The organism is Trinickia symbiotica, assembly GCF_003028655.1.
In the GTDB taxonomy this organism is placed as follows: Bacteria; Pseudomonadota; Gammaproteobacteria; order Burkholderiales; family Burkholderiaceae; genus Trinickia; species Trinickia symbiotica_A.
Genome location: NZ_PYUC01000017.1, coordinates 51,771 through 73,370, shown reverse-complemented (window position 1 = coordinate 73,370; position 21,600 = coordinate 51,771). Strand labels below are relative to the sequence as shown.

Annotated in this window: 15 protein-coding genes and 2 tRNA genes; 9 read left to right on the top strand and 8 right to left on the bottom strand. The window is 62.4% G+C overall.

The window, feature by feature from the left end:
- Positions 1–72: 72 nt before the first annotated feature.
- Positions 73–732, top strand: a complete 660-nt coding sequence (locus C9I57_RS27140) for an amino acid ABC transporter permease (protein ID WP_018442071.1) — start codon at positions 73–75, stop codon at positions 730–732.
- A gap of 87 nt (positions 733–819) precedes the next feature.
- Here the strand turns inward: C9I57_RS27140 and C9I57_RS27135 are convergent, their stop codons facing one another.
- Entirely contained in the window at positions 820–1,536 is a 717-nt protein-coding gene (locus tag C9I57_RS27135; protein ID WP_107153671.1) for a FadR/GntR family transcriptional regulator, read from the bottom strand.
- 1,143 nt (positions 1,537–2,679) lie between these two features.
- Between C9I57_RS27135 and C9I57_RS27130 the strand changes: the two genes are divergently transcribed.
- Positions 2,680–3,414, top strand: a complete 735-nt coding sequence (locus C9I57_RS27130) for a Crp/Fnr family transcriptional regulator (RefSeq protein WP_026229930.1) — start codon at positions 2,680–2,682, stop codon at positions 3,412–3,414.
- Positions 3,415–3,470: 56 nt separating this feature from the next.
- On the opposite strand, the gene rpiA is transcribed toward C9I57_RS27130, so the two are convergent.
- From rpiA to rnr, 3 genes are read right to left on the bottom strand one after another with little or no spacing between them, the layout of a single operon-like run.
- Positions 3,471–4,163 carry a ribose-5-phosphate isomerase RpiA gene (gene rpiA, locus C9I57_RS27125; RefSeq protein WP_107153670.1) on the bottom strand — a complete coding sequence of 231 codons (693 nt, stop codon included), beginning with the start codon at positions 4,161–4,163 and terminating at the stop codon, positions 3,471–3,473.
- Positions 4,164–4,179: 16 nt separating this feature from the next.
- Positions 4,180–4,929 (bottom strand): 23S rRNA (guanosine(2251)-2'-O)-methyltransferase RlmB, encoded by a 750-nt coding sequence (rlmB, locus tag C9I57_RS27120; protein ID WP_107153669.1) that lies wholly within the window; start codon positions 4,927–4,929, stop codon positions 4,180–4,182.
- Positions 4,930–4,931: 2 nt separating this feature from the next.
- Positions 4,932–7,397 carry a ribonuclease R gene (rnr, locus tag C9I57_RS27115; RefSeq protein ID WP_107153668.1) on the bottom strand — a complete coding sequence of 822 codons (2,466 nt, stop codon included), beginning with the start codon at positions 7,395–7,397 and terminating at the stop codon, positions 4,932–4,934.
- Between the two features lie 269 nt (positions 7,398–7,666).
- Between rnr and C9I57_RS27110 the strand changes: the two genes are divergently transcribed.
- Both C9I57_RS27110 and C9I57_RS27105 read left to right on the top strand, forming a co-directional pair.
- Positions 7,667–7,753, top strand: a tRNA-Leu gene (locus C9I57_RS27110).
- Between the two features lie 164 nt (positions 7,754–7,917).
- Positions 7,918–9,204 (top strand): tyrosine-type recombinase/integrase, encoded by a 1,287-nt coding sequence (locus C9I57_RS27105; protein WP_107153667.1) that lies wholly within the window; start codon positions 7,918–7,920, stop codon positions 9,202–9,204.
- 406 nt (positions 9,205–9,610) lie between these two features.
- On the opposite strand, the gene C9I57_RS27100 is transcribed toward C9I57_RS27105, so the two are convergent.
- Positions 9,611–10,426, bottom strand: coding sequence for a hypothetical protein (locus tag C9I57_RS27100; protein ID WP_107153666.1), 816 nt, complete (start codon positions 10,424–10,426; stop codon positions 9,611–9,613).
- Between the two features lie 699 nt (positions 10,427–11,125).
- Between C9I57_RS27100 and C9I57_RS27095 the strand changes: the two genes are divergently transcribed.
- From C9I57_RS27095 to C9I57_RS27075, 5 genes are all read left to right on the top strand, one after another.
- The gene (locus C9I57_RS27095) at positions 11,126–11,608 is read left to right on the top strand and encodes a helix-turn-helix domain-containing protein (protein WP_107153665.1); all 483 of its coding nucleotides are present in this window, start codon (positions 11,126–11,128) and stop codon (positions 11,606–11,608) included.
- A gap of 6 nt (positions 11,609–11,614) precedes the next feature.
- Positions 11,615–11,721 (top strand) — tRNA-OTHER (locus C9I57_RS27090).
- 93 nt (positions 11,722–11,814) lie between these two features.
- Entirely contained in the window at positions 11,815–17,106 is a 5,292-nt protein-coding gene (locus C9I57_RS27085; RefSeq protein ID WP_258187846.1) for a hypothetical protein, read from the top strand.
- A 194-nt stretch (positions 17,107–17,300) separates the two neighbouring features.
- Entirely contained in the window at positions 17,301–17,774 is a 474-nt protein-coding gene (locus C9I57_RS27080) for a hypothetical protein (RefSeq protein WP_107153663.1), read from the top strand.
- A 228-nt stretch (positions 17,775–18,002) separates the two neighbouring features.
- Entirely contained in the window at positions 18,003–18,215 is a 213-nt protein-coding gene (locus C9I57_RS27075; RefSeq protein ID WP_107153662.1) for a helix-turn-helix transcriptional regulator, read from the top strand.
- 17 nt (positions 18,216–18,232) lie between these two features.
- Here C9I57_RS27075 and C9I57_RS27070 read toward each other — a convergent pair whose 3' ends face one another.
- The 3 genes from C9I57_RS27070 to traD are packed head-to-tail and all read right to left on the bottom strand — an operon-like array spanning position 18,233 to position 21,579.
- On the bottom strand, positions 18,233–18,676 hold the full coding sequence (locus tag C9I57_RS27070) for an SET domain-containing protein (protein WP_107153661.1): 444 nt from the start codon (positions 18,674–18,676) through the stop codon (positions 18,233–18,235).
- A 52-nt stretch (positions 18,677–18,728) separates the two neighbouring features.
- Entirely contained in the window at positions 18,729–19,427 is a 699-nt protein-coding gene (locus tag C9I57_RS27065; RefSeq protein ID WP_107153660.1) for a DUF4400 domain-containing protein, read from the bottom strand.
- A 10-nt stretch (positions 19,428–19,437) separates the two neighbouring features.
- A complete protein-coding gene (traD, locus tag C9I57_RS27060) occupies positions 19,438–21,579 on the bottom strand; it encodes a type IV conjugative transfer system coupling protein TraD (protein WP_107153659.1) in 2,142 nt (713 codons plus the stop codon).
- Positions 21,580–21,600: the final 21 nt, after the last annotated feature.

Below are 21,600 nucleotides of genomic sequence, written 5' to 3'. Positions count from 1 at the left end.
GGCCCCGCATTCGTATCGACGTCCGCCGGCTACACGTTAAATACGCTGAGTACGAGATAGCAAACCCACGTCATGTCCACGACTTCCCTGCTCGCCCAATCGCTGCCCGCGCTCGCGCAGGGCGCCGTGCTGACGATCAAGTTCGCGGTGCTTTCGATGATCTTCGGACTCCTCGCCGCCACCGTCATCGCGTTGATGGGTATCAGCCATCGCAAGCCGCTCGTCGGCATCGCTCGCACCTACGTCAGCATCATGCGCGGCACGCCGCTGCTCGTGCAGATCTTCGTCGTCTATTACGGCCTGCCGAGCGTCGGCCTTTCGCTCGATCCGACGCCGGCCGGCGTGATCGCGCTTTCGGCCAACGTGGCGGCCTATCTCTCCGAAAGCATGCGTGGCGCGATCAACGGCATTCACCGCGGCCAATGGCTCGCCGCATATAGCCTGGGGCTCTCGCGGCGGCAGACGCTGCGCTACGTGATCGGACCGCAGGCGCTGCGGATCGCCGTGCCGAGCCTCTCGAACAGCCTCATCAGTCTCATCAAAGATACATCGCTGGTTTCGGTCATCACCGTGACGGAGCTCTTGCGCAGCGCCCAGGAAATCATCGCGACGACCTATCAACCGCTACCGCTCTACCTCGCGGCCGCGGCGGTCTACTGGGTCCTTTGTCAGGTCCTGGAGTGGGTCCAGCATTGGTATGAGCGGCGCCTCGCGCTGCCGACGCGCCATTGACTGTCGACACACCTAACGCCGCGCGAACTCGCCCGAGCGCTGCGCGCCGGCACGGGGACGAACGGACCCGCGGCCGGCGGCTGATCGCTAATGCCGGCTCGGTACCTCGACGGCGAACTCGCGACTGATCTCGTCGGCCGCCAGCTCGATGAGGGCGAGCGCGGCGGCTTCGGCGTCCTTGGGATCGCGCCGCTCTATCGCCGACACGAGGCGCTCGTGAGTCTGAACGGATATTTCCCACGCGCCGGCCTTTTCCGCGAGCATAGGTTGCGTCGCCTGCAAGGCTCCACGGATGATGGCTGCCATTTGCTGAAAGAATTGATTGCCGCTCGCATGGACGATGCGCGTATGCAACAGTTCGTTCGCGGACGCGTAGCCCGTATCGCCGGGCGCGAGCCCCTTGAACAGATCGAACGCCTCGCGGATCGCGGCGACATCGGCCACGCTCGCGCGCGCGGCTGCCTGCGCGGCCGCGCGAGGCTCGATCAGCATCCGGAACTCGATGACGTCGCGCATGAAAAGCGGATCGGGCTTAGCGCGAAACCGCCAGTTGACGACGTCCTCGTCGATCATCCGCCAGTCGCGCATCGCCCGAATCCGGGTGCCAACTTTGGGACGCACGTCCAACATGTGCCTCGCGAGCAGCATCGACAACGCTTCGCGCATGACGGTCCGGCTGACGTCGAATTCCTTCGAAAGCACGTCTTGCGGCGGAAGAATCGCCCCATATTTTTCTTCGACGATCCCTGAGACGAGCCCGTCCATTACCTTGCTGACCAGTGAACGGTCCTTGCCCTGCTCCATGACTCCCCCGATGCGCCGACCGACGCCTGTCCTTGCTGTTTCGTTTCAAAACCCTCGCATAGCGCTTTCGGGTATATGAATACGGTGCTTCGACCAAATTCGATACGCTATTGGGAAACGCCTGACAGGGTTATCCCTCTGATCGCACCGATGCCGAATGTGCTTCAACGGTGGCACGCGCCGCAACTTCACACCCTCGCAAATTACTTCGCAGTACTACGCAATGCGGTTCCCAATCGACGACGAGCGCTGCTTTAATGAACACTGCACGATGGCCGCGTTTCATACACGCAGCGACGAGCCACAGGCCCAGGTAAGACGAATCGTCATGTTGCACGGTACGTCTCGGAGAAAGGGGTTTCCGTTCGCAATCGCACTCATTGTTGCTAGCGGCCCGACACTCGCGCGAAACCTTATTCGCCATCGAACACTCGACACGTCTCAACAATGAGTCACTCGCGCCGCGATCGGTTTTTTACAAGCGTGCCGACAAGGTACGCCATCGAATGGCGTTTGCTCGCATTCGTTCGCACGCCGCGATACGTCGCGTTTGAATGTGCCCATCCGCCCGCTGCCCTTGCTGCAGGCGGCTTTCACCGGTCAGCGCAGAGGTCGTGGCGGGGCATCCAATGTGACCGATGCAACATAACTGAATCAAATTCGCAACGCGGCCGCCCGCCTCTCGGACCGCGCGTCAGGCCGTTGCCTGCGGCTCGTAGAGGCCCGCTTGTCACGGGGAAATGCCAATCCCGTCAAGCGCTTAGCTCACCGATCCGAAGCGGTTTGTGAGGACCGCTACCCACCATCGCGATTGTGCAGATTTGAAACAAAAAGGCGGCGCAATCTCAACGCACCGCGCCGCAACATAGCCGCTGCCGTGTCCGACGCCGTCATACAGGGGCTTGGCACGATCCTCGCTGAACCTCGCCCGCAACTGAGTGCTGCCGCACAGACGACGTGGCAGCCACGGCCAGGGAGAGGCAAACAACGCCGGAACGGGGGTGGGTACTTCGCGAAGAATTTTGGCTCCTTCGCAAAATAACCCGGAAGTACGAGCCGTTAACCGTTACCGGCCCGAGCAACGATGAGCCGCAAGAGCACGTGCGCTTCGCGCACGACGTGGCATTCATTCGAGGACCGATCATGTTGACACTACAATCCGACCTTCACGGCAACCACCTCCTCGGCGCGCTGCCGCCGCACGAGTGGCAAGCGCTGACCCCGCATCTCGAGCTTGTTCATCTTCGCACTGAACAGCTGCTCTGCGATTGCGGCCACAAGATCCACCACGTCTACTTTCCGACGACAGCCATCATCTCGATTCTGTCGATGATGGAGGATGGGGGCTCGGTCGAGCTTGCCGCGGTGGGCCGCGAAGGCATGGCGGGGGTGCAAGTGTTGACGGGCGGAGAAACGATGCCGAGCCGCGTGCAAGTCCAATGCGCCGGGTTCGCCTACCGCATGAGCGCGCAGCAACTGAAACAGGAAATCGCACGGTCCGACCTGCTGCGCCGGCTCATGTTGCTCTATATGCAAGCGCTTCTGACGCAGGTCGCTCAAACGGCGGCATGCAACCGCCATCACTCGTTGAGCAAGCAACTTTGTCGCTGGCTACTGATCGAGATCGATCGCGCCGCGACGAACGAGCTGGCGGTGACACAGCAGATGATCGCCGATATGCTCGGCGTGCGTCGCGAAGGCATCACGGAGGCAGCCGGCAAGCTCCACGAGGAAGGGCTCATTTATCACAGCCGCGGCCATATCAAGGTCCTCGACCGCAAAGGGCTCGAATCGCGCGCATGTGAATGCTACGGTCTCGTCAAGCGCGAGTTCGACCGGCTGCTCCCGAGTCTGCGTCAGACGAATACGGTGGCCTGAAGCCTGGCGCTCTGGGCACGCCGAGACGCACGCATCATCCGCGGATCGGACCGTGCTCAGCCGCGATAGTTGACTGTCTCGACACGCTGGTCCGAAGCGAGCAGACAAAGATCGGCCCCACGCGCGGCGAAAAGCCCCACGGTCACGACGCCCGGCCATCCGTTGATCGTGGCTTCGAGCGCGCGCGGATCATCGATCCGCAGCTCTTTTACGTCGATGATTTCGTTGCCGTTGTCCGTGACGTACGGGGTGCCGTCCTGCCGTACGCGAAGCACGGGGACGCCGCCTATCGCCAGCACGCGACGGCCGATCGCCGTGCGCGCCATCGGGACGACTTCGATGGGCAGCGGAAACCGGCCCAGCAGATCGACGCGCTTCGACGCGTCCGCGACGCAGACGAACACATCGGACACCGACGCGACGATTTTTTCGCGCGTGAGCGCGCCGCCGCCGCCCTTGATCATCGCGCCGCTCGCGTCGATTTCGTCCGCGCCGTCGACATAGATCGGCAGCGATTCGATCTCGTTGAGGTCGAAGACGCGAATGCCATGCTGCTCGAGCCGTGCCGTCGTTGCCACCGAACTCGATACGGCGCCGCGGTAGCGATCCTTGCGCGCGGCGAGCGCATCGATGAAACAGTTCGCCGTCGAGCCGGTGCCGATGCCGATCACCGAGCCTTCGGGCACATTCTTGTTGACGTAGTCGGCCGCTGCCTGGCCGACGAGGCGCTTCAGTTCGTCTTGATTCATGGGAGACAATTCTCGATCAAGGAAGTGGCTTGGCCGCTCTCTGCCGAACGGCCTCGAACAGACAGACACCGCTTGCCACGGAAACGTTGAGGCTTTCGACCGTGCCGGCCATCGGGATGTGCATGACCTCGTCGCACGTCTCGCGAGTCAAGCGCCGCATCCCCTCGCCTTCGGCGCCCATGACGACGGCAACAGGACCATCGAGCTTCGTCGCGTAGAGGCTGGCCGGGGCATCGCCTGCCGTCCCGACGACCCATACCCCGGCATCCTTCAGCTCGCGCAACGCGCGTGCGAGGTTCGTCACCGTAATATAGGGCACCGTATCGGCAGCGCCGCTCGCGACCTTGGCCGCTGTCGCATTCAGCCCAACGGCGCGATCGCGCGGCGCGATGACCGCATGCGCGCCTGCGGCGTCGGCCACGCGCAGACATGCGCCGAGGTTGTGCGGATCGGTCACGCCGTCGAGCACGAGCAAAAGCGCGGGACCTTCGATGCCGTCGAGCAGTTCGGCCAGGTTCTGCGCAAGCGGCAGATCGGTCGCGCGAGCGACGACACCTTGATGGCGCTCCGTATGCGCGAGCCCCCACAGCCTTGTTTCGTCGGCCGCGATCAGACGAACGCCCGCTTCTTTCGCGGTATGCAGGAAGTCCTGCATGCGACGATCGCGCCGTGTAGCGTCGTAGAGAACTTCCTCGACCGTCGATGGATCGTGACGCAAGCGTGCCGTCACGGCATGAAACCCGTAGAGAACTTTGAGACGTGCCATATTCAGTTTTTCTTGCGCGCGCGTGCCTTGGCAGCCGGCTTCGGCGCCACGCCCCGTTTTTTCGCGGCTTGGACCCGCGCCGCACGCGCTTCCTTGACCGCCGCCGACTTGCCAGGCGCAGCCTTCTTGCGCCGTACGCTTTCGTCGTTCGTCAGCGAGCGCACGCGAGGACCGATCTCGGTGGTTTCGCCAACCGACCGCTCGACGAGCGCCGGGCGGGCCGCGATCGCCGACTTCATCGGCGTATCGCGCACGAGCCGGAAATCGATCTTGCGCGCGTCGAGATCGACGCGGCTCACCTGCACGCGCACGCGATCGGATAGCCGATAGCGAATACCGGTGCGTTCGCCGCGCAGCTCGTTCTTGATTTCGTCGTATTGAAAGTAGTCCGATCCAAGCTCGGTGACATGAACGAGGCCTTCGATGAAGAGCGCGTCAAGCTGAACGAAAATGCCGAACGACGTGACGCCGTTGATCATCCCGCCATATTCCTCGCCGAGCTTGTCGCGCATGAAGTAGCACTTGAGCCAGGTTTCGACGTCGCGCGAGGCTTCATCGGCACGCCGCTCGTTCGCCGAGCAATGGAGCCCGAGCTCTTCCCAGATGGCCGTATTCGTGCGGCCGTTCGGACGCGCCGTTTGCTCGTCGGCTTGCTGCAACGCCCGTGCGCGCGGCGAAAGCGCCGTATTCAACACGACGCCTTCGGGCGAGCGAGGTTGATATTTGCGGCCCGAAAGAATCGCGTAGATCGCGCGATGCGTGAGCAAATCCGGATAGCGCCGAATCGGACTCGTGAAATGCGCGTAGGCGTCGTACGCGAGGCCGAAGTGGCCGATGTTGTCCGGACTGTAGACGGCCTGCTGCATCGAGCGCAGCAGCATCGTCTGCAGCATCTGCGCATCGGGACGGTCGCGAATCTGCGCCATCAGCGCCGCGTAGTCGCTCGCATGAGGCGTGTCACCACCGCCGAGCGTGAGGCCCATGCCACGCAGGAACGTCCGCAGGTTCTCGAGCTTTTCGGCCGTCGGCCCCGCATGGACGCGATAAAGACCGGGGTGCTTGTTGCGTTTCAAGAAGTCGGCCGCGCAGACGTTCGCGGCCAGCATGCACTCCTCGATCAGCTTGTGCGCATCGTTGCGCTGGCGCGGCAGGATCTGCTCGATCTTGCCCTGCGCATTGCAGACGATGTACGTTTCCGTCGTGTCGAAGTCGATCGCGCCGCGCTTTTGCCGCGCGGCGAAGAGCGCCTTGAAGACGGCGTAGAGATCCTGCAGCTGCGGCACGAGCGCGGCGCGCCGACCAGCCTCCGGCCCCTTCGTATTGGAGAGGATCGCGGCGACTTCGGTGTAGGTAAGCCGAGCCGCCGAATGCATCACGCCCGGATAGAACTGATAACCCTTAATCTCGCCGCGCCCTGTAATGACCATGTCGCAGACGAGCACGCAGCGATCCACTTGCGGATTGAGCGAGCACAGGCCGTTGGAGAGCTTCTCCGGCAGCATCGGAATGACGCGGCGCGGAAAGTAGACCGAGGTGCTGCGCTCGATCGCATCGATGTCGAGCGCCGTTTCCGGTTGCACGTAATGCGACACGTCCGCGATCGCGACGATGAGACGGAATCCGTCGGCGCGGCCGACCTTCATCGGCTCGCAGTAGACCGCATCGTCGAAATCGCGCGCGTCCTCGCCATCGATCGTGACGAGCGGCACGTCGCGCAGGTCGACTCGATGGCGCAGGTCGGCAAGCCTCACCTCGTCGGGCAGCTTGGCCGATTCGGCTTGCGCCTCCGGGCTAAACTCGTGCGGCACGCCGTATTTGCGCACGGCGATCTCGATCTCCATGCCCGGGTCGTCGATGTCGCCGAGCACCTCGATCACACGGCCGAGTGGCTGCGAATGGCGGCTCGGGAAGTCGGTCAATTCCGCGACGACGACCTGGCCCACCTTCGCCTTTTTGACGTTTTGCGTGACGAGGATATCGTGCGCGATCCGCTTGTCTTCTGGCGCAACGATGAGCGCACCGCTCTCGCTGAGCAGCCGTCCGATCACGCGCTTGTTCGCGCGATCGGTCACTTCGACGACGTGGCCTTCGGGACGTCCGCGCCGATCGTAGCCGACGATCCGCGCGAGCACGCGGTCGTTGTGCATGACCTTTTGCATCTCGGCGTTCGGCAGGAAGAGATCGTCCTGCCCATCGTCGCGCACGACGAAGCCGTAGCCGTCGCGATGGCCCTGCACGCGACCCGCCACGAAGTTCGACGGGTGGGTCAACTGATAGTAGCCGCGCTTGTCGAGACGGATCTGGCCGTCGCGCTCCATGGCGCCGAGACGCTTGAAGAAGCCTTCGCGCTCCTGGCGCTTGATCGACAGACTCTCGGCGATGTCGTTCGCGGTAAGCGGCGTGTCGCTGGTGCGCAGCACGCCGAGAATCTCTTCACGGCTCGGGATCGGGTACGGATATTTGCTCAAGGGCGCTGATCGATATTGGTGGTTTGTTCTTGTCTCGGTGGTTCAGACATGGCAATCCGCGCAATTCTAGCACTCGGGAAAGGACGGACGGACGCGGGTTTGGGCGGGCCGCAACGTGTGGGGCTTTGCCCATGCGCACGGGCGCACGGGCGCGGAGGCTCTGACGCTGCGGATGGGACGTGCCCGGAGCCGCTGGCCGTTCACCCGACGAATCGCTTGACAGCAATTACCAGGCCGATATAATGATGGTCTTTGCTGCACGACACCTTGCCCAGGTGGCGGAATTGGTAGACGCACTAGGTTCAGGTCCTAGCGGTGGCAACACCGTGGAGGTTCGAGTCCTCTTCTGGGCACCACAAGGCTGTTTAGAGTAGTACAGAGAAGTCCAGAAGACCCCGTAAATCATTGAATTTGCGGGGTTTTTTGTTTATTGGCGTCCAAACCGGAATACGGCAAGCCAGGTGCAGATGAGTACGTTTTTGAGTACATTGAAAGTTCGAGATCAAGAAATGTACTCACTATGCCTCTCACCGTCCGCGAAGTCGAAGCAGCCCGGCCTCAGCCAAAGCCCTACGGTGTCGCCGATGGCGACGGTCTGGTTCTCTGGATCACGCCGGAGGGCAACAAGTTCTGGCATTTCCGCTATCGCCTGCACGGCAAGCAGCCGCGTATCTCGTTGGGACGCTACCCCGACGTCACGCTCCAGAAAGCGAGGCAGCAGGCAGCGGCATACCGGACCCTCGTTGCCGACGGCGCCGATCCGCGCGCAAAACGACGGATAGATCGACAGCGAGCGGATAGCAGCGACGACGGCACGTTCAAGGTAGCCGCGGAGCTCTGGTACAAGAGCAAACAGGATGCGGGTCGGTCCGCCTCGACGCTCGATAAGATCCGGACGTACCTCGACAAGGACATCCTGCCCGAGCTCGGTTCGATCAAGCTGGTCAACATCACGCGCGCAGACTGCGCACGCGTCCAGGAACGTTTCGAAAAGCGCGACGCCCTGAACGTATCGAAGAAGGCCCGCGGCTGGTTGCGCGAGATCTTCAGTCAGGCCATCGCGCGCGGCAAATGCGAATTCAATCCCGCGTCCGAACTGAAGGTCATCGCGAAAGCCGCCCCGAAGGCGAAGCACTACCCTCACCTCCTCGAACCAGAACTGCCCGATTTTCTGCGCGCGCTCGAGAAGTCGACGAGTCGCTTGATCGCCTATGTCGCAGCCTGGATGACGATCTGGACAGCAAGCCGTCCCGGAATGGTCCGATATGCCGAATGGACCGAGGTCGATCTCGACGACGCTCTGTGGACGATCTCCGCCGAGAAGATGAAGATGCGGCGTAGCCACGTCACGCCACTGCCGTCGCAACTGGTCAAGGCGCTTAGCGAGCTCAAAGAGCTGACTGGCCGTCACCGGTACCTTTTCCCCGGCATTGGCACGAAGCATGAGGTCATCAGCGAGAACACCATCAATCTCGTATTTTCGAAGATTGGCTACAAGGGCCGTATGGTCGGTCACGGCACACGCCATACTGCGAGCACCCTCCTTCGCGAGCACGGCTGGATCAAGGATCACGTCGAAACCCAGCTCGCCCATCTTGAGGAGGGCACTGCCGGCGACTACAACCACGCGAAGTATTTGGCCCAACGTCGCGCGATGATCCAGTGGTACGCCGACTACCTTGATGCGCTCAAGGCGGGCATGAAGCCTGCCCTGCAGAAGTCATTCGCCGAACTTGTCAATGCAGGGCTCTTCCGATTTACCTCAGCCCATTCGGAAACGCTGGACAGCGACGACATCGCAGCCTGATGAAATCGCAGCTTGCCCTTCACACACACACCGGGCTGCATGTTTGACCTTTCGCGACTCTGACCAGTCGTCAGACTGGCGCCGCCTGAGCCCCCTCAGGGACATCGAGCCAAACGTCAGGTGCAGGAGTGCCGCATTCCGGTCGAATGGCTAAGCCTCGCGATTGTATCGGGCAGTTTCCCGCGTCGGCACTCACCGTAGCCGTCGATAAACTCTTCATCCGCGCCTGCCGCAATCGGTCAAGCTCACAGGTTTGGCGCTGCTCTCGACGATCGAGGCCCATTCCCTTGCCGTCGGAAAACATTGGGGCAAGCTACCATGCGGGGCGATAGATATCCGAGCAATCAGCTTGCAAACGGACACAGGGACAGATCCCGCGCGAAATAGTACTCCAGACATCCAGCCCTCACCGCGCTGTTAATCTCGGCGACGTTCGCCGCAAGGATGGTGCCGGCCGGGGCAGGCGCAACGAGGGCCAGTCGCGGCGAGAGGGGGATGATCGTGTGTACAGGAATGTCCGGCACGATGAACTCGCCGCTCTTCGCGCGCGAATGACGCCCCATTTTTCGATGGCGGCAAGGTCGCGCGCATAATCGGCCATACGCTTGCGTAGCTGCACGCCATTGAGTTGGCGGGCCGGCATTTTTCCTCCCGCTCGCGCGAACAGGTAACCGTTCTTCTCGAGATTTTCCTCCTCGGCCAGCGTTAGCTCGTTTCCCTCTACTCCGCCCAATTGGACTTCCTGCGTGTCGAGCCGCCGGTAGCGGGTCCGCATGTACCAAAGCGCGAACATGCTATCGATGTCGCGCTTCTGCGAGGCAGCGATCGAATTGACATTGCCGTGAAGGATCGGCCGGACGATCGCCTGAAACCTGTCCTCGATATGCTTCATGTGCCTTTCCGTTGGCTGATCCCAAGCACGCATCGCGCAGAAGATGTGGTCGTCGGGCTTCGCATGGCGAAGCTTGCCCCTGAGCACGTCGAACACGGCCACCTGGCGGCGCTGACCGGCAAAGGACTCTATGCAGCGTACGGGAAAAACATGCTGTTTTATCGTCAGCTCGTTGGGATTCTGCGGCTGTGTCTTTTCCGGCCGGCAGCCCTTCGCTGGCGGCTTGGCGATAGGCTGGGACAGCATGCCCAGCGTCCTCGCCATGGCGGCAGCTGCAGCATTGCCTAAGTTCGGGTCGTTCTCGTTGCAAGCAATTCTGATGACCGTCATTTTCTCTTTTCCATGGAAGGGGGCTCGGCGTGCATTTTAAGAGCCTGCTGCGCCGTCCGAACGCCCCACGAGTCAAACCCGAATTGAACAGAGAGGCAAGTTTGCCATGGAAAAAGATGTCGACCTCGGCTCTGTCGCGCGGCCAGTGTATCTGGTCATTCGCCCAACAGACCAAGCCCGTTCATTGATGAAATCGCTGGCAGACCTCACTCCGAGCAACAGCCGGGTGCCGCCCCGCGCAATACCCATACGGAGCCTGCACGTCACATTGCTGCGGTCGTCAGCATGCAACCCATTGGTGCCGCCGAGCCCGCGGAGCCGCAAAGGTTGGCATCAGAGCGAAACGGTCATTCAGCACCATCGTTTGAAGACCGGCTATCGCCTTAGCAGATGTCGAGTGACCGACAGTCAGGCGGCCGATGACCGAAGCGCTGTGGAATGCAAGCCCGTCCTGCCCCGACCGAGCATATGATGCCCCCATGGGACATTAGCGTTTGATGGGGCTTATTCCATGTTGCTCATCGTCAACTGGACCTATATCGCTGGCACTTATTTATGGGACGTTGGTGTCCGTTCCGTAGCCGCAAAAATGTCCTATCCCTAGTCCCCACGATGTCCTATCGTCGTTAAGCGTCAATCGCCCCTTTTTCAAGGGGGTGAGCGTAGAGTTATATCAATGGCAACGCACGGAGCAACAAGATGACGGCGGCAAGCAACGTAGTCCAACTCTCGGCGGCGCAGACGACGCCAGCAGAGCAGGCCAAACAGTCCGAAAAGAAGTTCGGCAAAGCCGTTGCGTCGCACGGGCTGTTTATCGCACCGGCGCTCTTGCTTCGAGCCCAGGCGCGTCTTAACGTGAACTCAACGCAGATGATCGTCTTGCTCCAGCTTCTGGATTTCTGGTGGGCAGTAGACGGTTCTGCTCACCCCAGCATCGCAACGGTTGCCGAGCGCATCGACCTGACGCCGAAGCAGGTTCAGCGCACGGTCAACGCACTTGCAGAGAAAGGGCTGATTACAAGAATCCATCGCACGCTTCCGAGCGGTGGCAAGACCAGTAACCAGTACAAATTCGACGGGCTGGTCGCAAAACTTAAGCAGATCGAGCCGGACTTCGAAAAAGCTCGAAAAATGAAAAAGGCTGCCGGCAAGCCCGGAGGCCTGACGGCAAACAAAGTTTAATTTTTTGGCGGCGTAGCTCAGTGGATAGAGCGCCCTGTTCACTACGTACCGAGGTTCGCACCCACATGGTACGGGCAGGGAGGTCGCGGGTTCAAGTCCCGCCGCCGTTCCCATACAACGACAGCATGGCAGACCATCATGCAAAACGATGCGCACGAACAGTTCGGAGCGACTCTCCGCATTGTCAGTCGCTTTGAACTATGACGATGCCTAAGACCAAGACCTCTAAGCCCGCGTCCAGCAGCAAGAAAGCTGCCGCCAAGAAGTCCGAAGCGACGGCGGCAAAGCGCGCGCGCACGCCTCGGCGCGCCGATGCCCCACCCGTTGTCGTGAGTCCGGCCGCGGCCGGACCTTCTGGCGCTCTGCTAGAGGGTCATGTCGGCGCGCAGTACCTGCTGCCTCTGTTGTCGGGCGGGGAGGCACGCGGACTTCCTGGCGTCTTGGTCACGCGCGTGTCGTTTCAACGAGCGGGTTTCAATCACTCGATGGACGACGTCATCGTTACTGGCAACGATAGCCAAGGCTGCCCAGCGACGCTCGAACTCCAGGCGAAGCGCACGATTGCGTTCACAGCGGGTGACAGGATCTTCGCGGACGTGGTTGCGCTGGCGTGCCGGGCCACGGCCAAGTCAGAGTTTGAGACGACGCGCTACGAGCTCGCGGTGGCGATTGCACGCACGTCCACCAAGATCGAGCAGCACATTCAGGATGTGCTGAAGTGGGCGCGCGAGTATCAGGACGCTGAAGGCTTCTTCGAGCGACTGAACCAGCCCGGTGCCGCGCACCAAGCGATGCGCGAGTTCGTCGCGGCAATCCGTGGCCACATGCGCGCGGCCGGCTCTGCGCATGACGACGCGGCCGTGTGGCAATTGCTGTCGCGCTTCCAGGTACTAGCGTTCGACTTCGAGCAGCCCGGCTCGGTCTGCGCGCAACTGGCCCGCGAGCGCTGCGCGCTGTTGCTCCCGCCGCAGGACGCTAGTCGAAGCGGCGAACTGTGGGACTCGCTTCAGCAGATCGCGTTACAGGTCGATGCCGCCGGCGGGGACCTGGACGCCCCCGCGCTGCGCGATCGACTCACCGGCGAGCGCGGCTACCGGCTCGCGGGCGACCGGCGCTTGTACGTCGCGCGCGAGCGGCTCGCCGAGACCGCGGAGAACACGCTCGCCACTATGAGTTCGCGTGTACATGGTGTCGGAATCGACCGTAGTAGCCTTGTTGCCGCAGCACTTTCTGCGCTTGAGCAGGCAAGGTACCTCGAGATCCGCGGCGCCGGCGGCGTCGGCAAGTCGGGGGTGATGAAAGATCTTGCACGGCGTATCGGCGTTGAGTCCCGCATCGTCGTCGCCGCACCGCACCGCATACCGGGTGGTGGCTGGACGGCGCTGGCAGCACAGCTCGGATGTGAGATGTCGGCGCGTGAGTTCCTGACCGATCTTGCGGGCGACGGTGGTGGCACGCTGTTCGTCGACGGCCTCGACCGCTTTGACGCCCCCGGGCAGCGGGCCACCGTTGTGGATCTCATCCGTGCTGCCGCACAGGTGCGTGGGTTCCGCGTCGTGGTCACGACGCGGATGGACTTCGATGCGGACGCGCGCGCGTGGCTGCCAGCACAGGCGCTGCAGGATCTCGGCGAAGCGTCACCATTGATCATCAATGAACTCGGGGACGACGAGGTGGCTCAGCTACGGGAAGCAGACCCCGCTCTCGCCGCGCTGCTGAGGCCCGGGCATCCTGCCGAGAAATTGGTGCGCAACCTGTACCGCCTTGATCGGTTGGCACGCGGCATAGTAGCCGAAGCCGCTGCGCCATTCAGCGAAGTGCAGATGGCTCGGCAATGGTGGACGACCGGCGACTCGGCGAACGTGTCGGGTCGCCTCGAGCGGTGTCGTCTGCTGCGGTCATTAGCGGTGCATTCGCTGACCTCGTCATCCCCGATGGACACCAGCACCGCGTCGGCGGACGCGATCACTGCGCTGACCGAGAGCGGCTCGCTGCGCGCACTCAGCTCGGTGCGTGTCGAGCCAGCGCACGACGTCCTGCGTGATTGGGCGATCGGTTGCCTGCTGCATGAGGAGCCGGAGCACTTCCCTGCAAGTACGCTGGACAGTCCCGCGCCGGTGCGCTTGGTGCGCGGTGTGGAACTCGCTGCGCGATTGCATGCGGAGCTGGGCAGCGACGCGACAGCATGGCAGGCTCTCCTTGATCGGGTGAGCGTGCCCGGCGCGCACGGTTCGTGGAGACGAGCGGTCTTGCTCGCCCTCTCGCGCTCGGAGCGCGCGGGTGAGGTGCTCAACCGCTGCTTGCCGGCACTTGCTGCGGACAACGCAAAGTCGCTTGCTGATCTCGTCCGTGCAGCCGTCACCGTCGACTCCCAACCGGTCGCACCACTCTGGGCGGCGTTCGGTGTCGATACGAGCAAGCTTACTGAAGACTTCGTAGCGCCGCGCGGCCTAGCGTGGCTCAACTTGATTATTTGGTCTCTCGTCATCGGAGACCGTCTGCCTCACGCTGCAGTGCCACAGTTCGTCGACCTTTATAACCGATGGTGCTGCGCGAACGGTGGGCACGACGTGTTGTCTCCGCTGCTTGTGTTGCGCCTGTATGTGTGGCTGGTCGAGATCGAAGCGAAGAATCACCCAAGAGCGTCGGATTTCAATGCGTGGATGACCGCGAAGAAGACGCCAGGACTGTCTATGACAACTGCGCAGGAGAGCGATCTCCGAACGGCCTTTTTCATGTGGTGCAGGCTTCGGCCGGCCGATGCAGAGTCGTACCTGCAGGGGGGGGCCACCCACCCGCATCGGCACACTCTATTCCGCCAGTTGCTGCGATTCGTTGGCACCGCGCCGTACGCGGCGCCGCAAGCCATAGCCGACCTGTTCCTGCAAGCGTTGGCCGAAAGGGACAACGAAGAAGATCGCCCGTCGCGGATGCGGGACGTGTTCTCGGCATGGGACACGGAGTATTTCCCCGCGTGGCCGGCCCGCGCGCCGTTCCTCGATCTGTTGCTGGCGGACAAGGAACAGGGACTGAGACTGGTGCGCGGTGTTGTTGCGCACGCGGTACGGCGACGCTCTGGCGACAGCGAGCCTGGCGACAACCGCGTCGAGGTTCCGCTTCCCAGCGGGCGGCGGCGTTCCTTCCCATGGTGCCAGTCCTATATGTGGTCCCGATCGCAGGACAGCCACATCGTCGCGTCGGCTCTGATGGCCTTGGAAGCGTGGGCACACCTGCGCATCGAGCGCGACGAGCCTGTGCCGGCGGTGATCGATGACGTCTTGGGCCCTGAAGGATCTCCAGCGGCCTACCTGCTCGTAGCGGTCGACGTGATGCTGTCGCACTGGCCAAAGTCGCGGGAGTGCCTGTGGCGGTTTGCGGCATCGGCCGAGCTGCTGGCAAGGGATCGCGATCGATTCGCCCACGACCACTTGAACAGCAACGACATCTACACCGTCTGGGTGCACCCAGAGCCGGCCGGGTCGGTCAGACTGGACGATCTGCGACGTCGGCCCTCGCGCCGGATGCCGCTAGACGCCGTGCTCGTCGATTTCGCGTTGCATGGGCCCGCCGATGTGCGCGAATCGATGAAGCAGGCACTGCAGGGCGAAGTGGCACGAATCGGAGCGCCAGATGGCGAGAGTCGAGGCATGGCCGATTCCAGGTTTGCCGCCATGTGCGCGCTGAATCAGCTCGATATCGCGAACTACGTGTCAGGCGGCACGGACGAGAACGGCCAGGCGACCATCGAATACGTGCCCCCTCCCGATGAAGCGCGGCTACTGGCCGAGCTTCAGGGGAAGGCGCAGCGCGGCAGCGCCGAGATTGCGATCCGGGGGCGGCTCATGCGAGCGCTCACGGAACCAAGCTGTCCGCTACAGCTGCTCGAGGAGGTCGTGCTGTGGGCGAGGCGCGACACCTCGGCGTGGCGGGTTGGTCCAGATAAGGACGAGCAGGAATGGATCGACCGCACCCGGGTTATCGTCGCGTCGCTGGTAATGCGAGATGGTTCGCGGATCCTGAAGGCCGCGCACGGCGATTGGGCGCGCGCGCAACTGACAGAAGCGGCATTGCGCGAACCGGACGATAGCGGTTTCGCGAAGCAACTGCCTTTCAACGCGGCCGCAATCGCGGCCGTAGGGTTACTGGCCGCATACCGCGATGATCCCGAAGTTGCGGATATGCCGCGCCTGCTTCACCTAGCGGTTAGACGCGATACGGGCATGGCATCGGTGCTGCGCGCCGAGGTGGCCGCGCAGCGCCCGTTGAGCCCGGAGCTCACACGGTCGCTGATTCGGCTTGGCTTGGCATCTGCTATCTATGCCGTTCCGCAACGCGACGACGATGACTTCGACTGCGTCGAGGACTATCTTGCGCGCCAGCAAGCGCTGGAGATAGCAAGCAAGGAGGCCGAGCGTACGAGGCTGCAGAGCGCGGTGGCGGCAGAGCTGCACTGGTTCACGGGCGGAGGTTCGGAGCCCGGCTGGCCGGAATTGCCCGATCCGTACCCACCAAAGGTGCGACATAGAATCACGCTGGGCAAGCCGCAGCTGCGGCAGAAACGATCCGCAGTGCAGTCACGCGTTTTTGCGCTAAGCGCGGTCGTAGCGGCGCAATGGCTATCGATCGCAGTCGAACTCTGGCGTACAGATCGTCCGGATCTGCTGTGTGCGTTGGTGCGGCATTGCTGGCCCTGGACCGCTGGCGCGAATGGCGTGGGTTGTGGGCCCGATGAGGAGCCGGGCGAGCTCGCCTTCCAATGGAACGACGCCTATTTCGCGGCCGCGCTCAACGCTGCCGTTTCGACCGGAAACGGCGGCATCGAAGACTACATACTCAATCCCCTCGTCCAATTACCGGAAGAGCGATTCCTCGATGCGACGGAGGCCGTGCTCCATGAGTTGGATCAGGTGTGGCTAAATGGCGGCGGGCTCTCGGATAGTACGGCAGTGTCGATCCGCGAGAGATTGGCACCACGGCTGGCGATGACCCGGGCGTGGCGCCACTTGGCGTCGGAGCGCTCGTCGCGCATTGAAATTCATCTTGGTGGAGCTGTTGCTGCAATGTTCATGGGGCAGCATGAAATCGGACAAGGACCTCGCTGCTACGTCCTTCCTCCCGGCGCCGCCCGCGCTGGCTTGCTCCTGCCCATGCTCACGCTATTGACGGAGCAGGCAGCCGGATCCATGTTCGTCGCTGTCGCGTTCCTTGGACTATTAGAGGTCGAGCCGAAGGCGAATCGGCTGAACTTCATTGCACGCGCGGCGACGGCATGGTGGCGGGCGCAAGGTGCGGATGCCGAGTTTTGGATCGATCACGCAATCGGTCGGCGCCTGTGCAGCTGGATCGACAAAGCGGTACTCGACGCGCCGGTCTCGCCAACAGTGCTTGACAGCACGGAACTTGCCGCGATCGTGGACATCCTGGTGCAATCCGGTTCGCCGTTGGCGAGGGCGCTCGACGAGCGTCTCGCACGCCGGCGAAAGGCCAACGCCGGATGAGTTCGGTAGCCATCGGCCTTGAGGCGTTGTCAAGGCTAGCCATGACCTACGACGCGGCGACGCTAAAGCGATCACCTGCGTGAAGGACCTCGCCCCCTAGGCTACGCGAAAGCGGCTAGGCACGTTGGCGGAGCCAATGACCGACCGGCTGTGCGACAACCGGATGCAATCGCTGAACTTATAGGAGTGAAATAATGGTGCTGGTGGATCCCTTCGACGGCGTTGCGGTGCCGAGAGACCTGATCACGGAGTTCTTTGCCGTGTTCGCTCGCTGCGAGTACGCGATGAAAGAAACCAGCTACAAGCGCGACGACCACGGGATTGCTGCGCCTGCGTGGCTACGATTGGCCGACGAAGCAGCGGTATGGCTCGATGTACCATCAGGAAGCGACGTGGCGCTGGCGATTGCGCTGCTTACGAGCGATCCGCCGAAGCTCCTGTACTTCGTGGATGGTTGGAAATCCTCGCCCTTGCGTGGCGCCAACCCCATCGCTCAAGCCATCGATGCGGCCACACGGGTTCGGCACAACCTCTTCCATGGTGGGAAACACACCCCTGAGGCGGAAGCTGGCCGCGACGAGCAGTTGGTCCGCGCTGCGTTGACCCTGCTCGTAGAGTTGGTCGACCAGTGTCCAACGGATCTGCGTGGGGCCTACAACCACGGCTAGTGCGGCTGGCCGCCACTTGCGCTTGCAAGGTTGGGTCTCCCAAACTATTCGCCGGCCCACGAAGCCGTAACAAAGTGTATCCGCGATGTATCTCACTCGACCGCCGACGCGACGGTCGAACTAATCATTTCGGCTGTTTCATCACGATGTTGCTTTCGTGTGTCCATTGCGGTGAGCCCAAAGCTGCGGATAATCGAACGGGCCCAAGGCAACACGGAGTCGTGCAAAATGGACCAGGTAATGCGCATGAAGGATGTCGTGAAGAAGATCGGTCTCTGCCGTGCCACCATCTATGCAATGATCAGCCGCGGCGAATTCCCGCGCCCCATCCGTATCGGTGAGCGCGCGACGGGCTGGCGTGAGTCTGAACTGGAAGCCTGGCTCGCGCATCGCACGGCGGCGCGGGAGCGACCGACGTCCGCGCTGCCATCAGCTCGCTGATTGAACGGCCCGCGGTCTCACGAGCCGACAGCCAGCATCGTGCCGCGGCATCCCAACGCGTTGCATCGGCACACATAGCTCAATCTTGTTTCTTCGTCCGCCAGATCGTCAACAGTCAACTGGTAATCCAGAAACAGTTCCTCGCCCGGCGCGATCGCTAACGATGCGTGGATGAACACGCGGTCCTCGATCTCGATTGCCTCGCAGTTGGCATGGCATGAGTGATTCAACCAGCGCGCGCTGTTTCCCCGCTGCCCGCCGTCGATCACGCGTCCGTTGGACAGGCCGAAGAAATACGTGTGTCCGGTAGCACCGCTCTTCCCGTATTGCCTGATAGCTGCGCTCCAGGCGATGACCTTGCCGTTATACTCCAATAATTGTTCGCCGGGTTCGAGTGCCCGTGAGGCGAACACGCCGCGCCCGTGCACGGGCGAGCGCCGAACTACTACACGTCGCGGCATGACCTGCCTATCCTCCTTTTCGTCGTAAAAGCATAGGGCGGCAAATTGCAGCCTAGGTGTATTTCTTGAAGTACTTGGCCATGTTCCATACCGCGATCACGGTCATCATCGAGACCGGCCAGAAATGGAGGTAGATCGGTAGCGGTACCGGCGCCACGAGCCAAATGATCGCACCCAATGGGATCACGCCAAACTTCAGCATGTGCTTCGCGTGGTGGTAACGCGTTGCGGACTCGTGCCCACCCTGTGCACGCCTCACGTGTCTCGCCACCAGCCCATCGGTGAATGCCACCGCAACCGCAAGCACGAACTGCGGGATCGTCAACATGAGCATTGCAATGCGGATCCCGAACAGCTTGATCCCATACATTGCGACGATGAGCGCTTCATGCGTCGATCCGGAGAACGCCGGTCGCAACATTGAACCGAGCCCCTGCGCCGGCAACGTACCCGCCTGCCAAGCCCGCGCTGAAGCATCGACGCCGGTCCAACCAAACCAGCTCCAATACGCGAGGTCCGCGGCATGCCTCGCAAGTTCCGGATCAGTCGTCTCACCTAGGTAATAGCGGACCAGAGCCTCGATGCCATCCACCGGATCATCGCGCCAGAGAAAGTGTGCAGCCCCGACATCGACCAGCACTGACAGGAACGACGCGAGCAGCAGCCACAGCACCGCATGGATCGCCAGATCCACGATCCAGAAAAACGACTTCACGCCGTCTGCGTTGCTGTCTCGACGACTTGTGCTCACGTCCGCCCTCTCAGAATCCGGCGCCCCTGCCCTTGACCGCCCATGGCTCGGTGGTCGAAGCCTGGACATTCCAATCGGAAGGCATGAAGCTGCCTACCGCGCCGCCAATGACATCCGGCGCCACGCCGCCGGCGTCATCAAATGGCAAAACGGCCTGCACATACGTCGCGTACTTTGTGCGCATGTCGGCCACGACGTCGTCGAGCCACTGCAGCAGGATGGGATCGTTCTCCTCCAGCAATGGGAGCCGAACTTTCACCAGTTGTCCGCCCTCGATGAGCGCAAACGCCTGCCCCTTGGGCAACTGCGTCAGGTCGGACGGCTGCAGCATTGGGACTGGCCGTACGGAAATCTGGTCGTGCGTCTGCGCCGTGAAATGCACGCCCTCGCCGCGCCGCACGGCGTCCGTCGCCGAAGAGGCCAGCGTCAATGTCTTCACGTCGACCATCGGCAACTGGTCGGTCAGGATCTTCGCGGTCGTCACATACTTCACTCGCAGCATCACGAGCGTATTGAAATTGCCGAAGATCTGTTCGGCCTTGGCCCGCGAGCCGATCTTCGCTTCGAGGTCGGCGCTCGTCTGCGTGTAGGCCGTCACCTGGTAGCCTGCGCCGCCCGCCTTATTCACCATCGGTACGAACTCATCGCCCACCAGTTCGTTGAACTCGTCCGCATGGATCGAGACGCGCCGCCTGCCGCCGACCTTGCTCTGGCCGTAGTCGTGCCCGTACTTGTAGATTCGGCCCGCGGTCGAGGTCAGATCCGCGAACATCGCGTTACCCACCACGCCTGCGACCTCGAAGTCGGATAGAGCGTCGAGCCCGACATACACAATGCCGCCCCGATCCATCACGCGGTTCCAGTCGAAGACCGGGCGCGGGTCATCCGGATCGCTGTAGTCGGGCGACAGCAGCTCCGATGTGCGCCCCGTAGTGAGCTTTTCCAGGAGCGGATACAGCGACGAGATCAGCTTGTCGAAGTACGATCGCTCGTTGCTGATCACCGAGAGCAGTCCGTTCGCGATCGGGTCGGTCCACCCCTTCTGCCGGATCAGGTTCGCGACCTGCAGCACTTCCTGATTGCGCTGCAGGCGCATCGCCTGCTTGGCTTCCTCCTTCTCGAGGGGCTCAAGCTCGTCCTCCCAGCCTGGGTGATCGCGATCAAGCCAAAAGCGGAAGTACCGGAGCGCGAGTCCGTCGATGTTTACCGCGTTCTGGTAGATCATCTCGTAGGTCGGGCGAATGCCGAGCGCACTCATCGCGCGCGCCATCACATTAACGAACCGCCACACAAAATCTCGAAATGCGGCCGACTGTCCTTCCTTTGGCAGATTACCCGCAATGCGCGTCGCCACCTCCGTGATTCTCGAGTAGGTACCGATCGGGCTGTAACGCGCGGATTTCTCGGGATAACCCAGATGGAAGAACGTGAACTCTCCATCCCGACCGCAACGCTTGGCCTCCGCATACATGCGTAGCAGGAGATCGACGTCACCCTTTGGATCAAACACGATGACGATGTCACCGCGCCGGATATCCTGCGCGACCAGGACCTCGCACAGCCGGGTCTTTCCAACGCGCGTCGTGCCGAGCACGGCCATATGGCCGACACGCTCGCCAAGGTCGAACCACACATCGCGCTCGTCCGGTTCCACGCCGTGCAGCGCGGGATCGCCGCCGACGGGCGGCAGCGGGGCGACCGGATTCCACGACGCCTGCTTGCGTGTGATGCGCGCGAGAGGCCCTTCCGGATACCTGCGCTCGTGGTCGCGTGCGCGGTCGTAAAGGTCGTTGCGGGCAAGCAATCGCCGGTTTTCGGGAAGGCGGGCCTGATACAGGCGCTGCGTGTGAACGCCGCTCCACCGGAAACCCCGGCCAAGAAACACGTCGCGGTCGGAGCATGGGATCGCGGCAGCCGGAATCACGTACTGAGGCAGGCGCCGCAGATTGCGCTGAAAGCGGATCAGTTGCCACGCCTGGCGTGCGCGCGCAAACGCGAGCGCGAGTAGCGCCAACGTCGTCACTACTCCTGTCGCGGGCGTGATCAGGAAGAGCGCTGGATGCGACCACAACACGCCCGTTGCCGCGAGCGCAGTAATGGACGAAAGTAGTTCGACGGGTTTCCGAAAGCGGTTCTCGACCGGATGTGCCATCGCCGCCTCGCTCACCCTCAA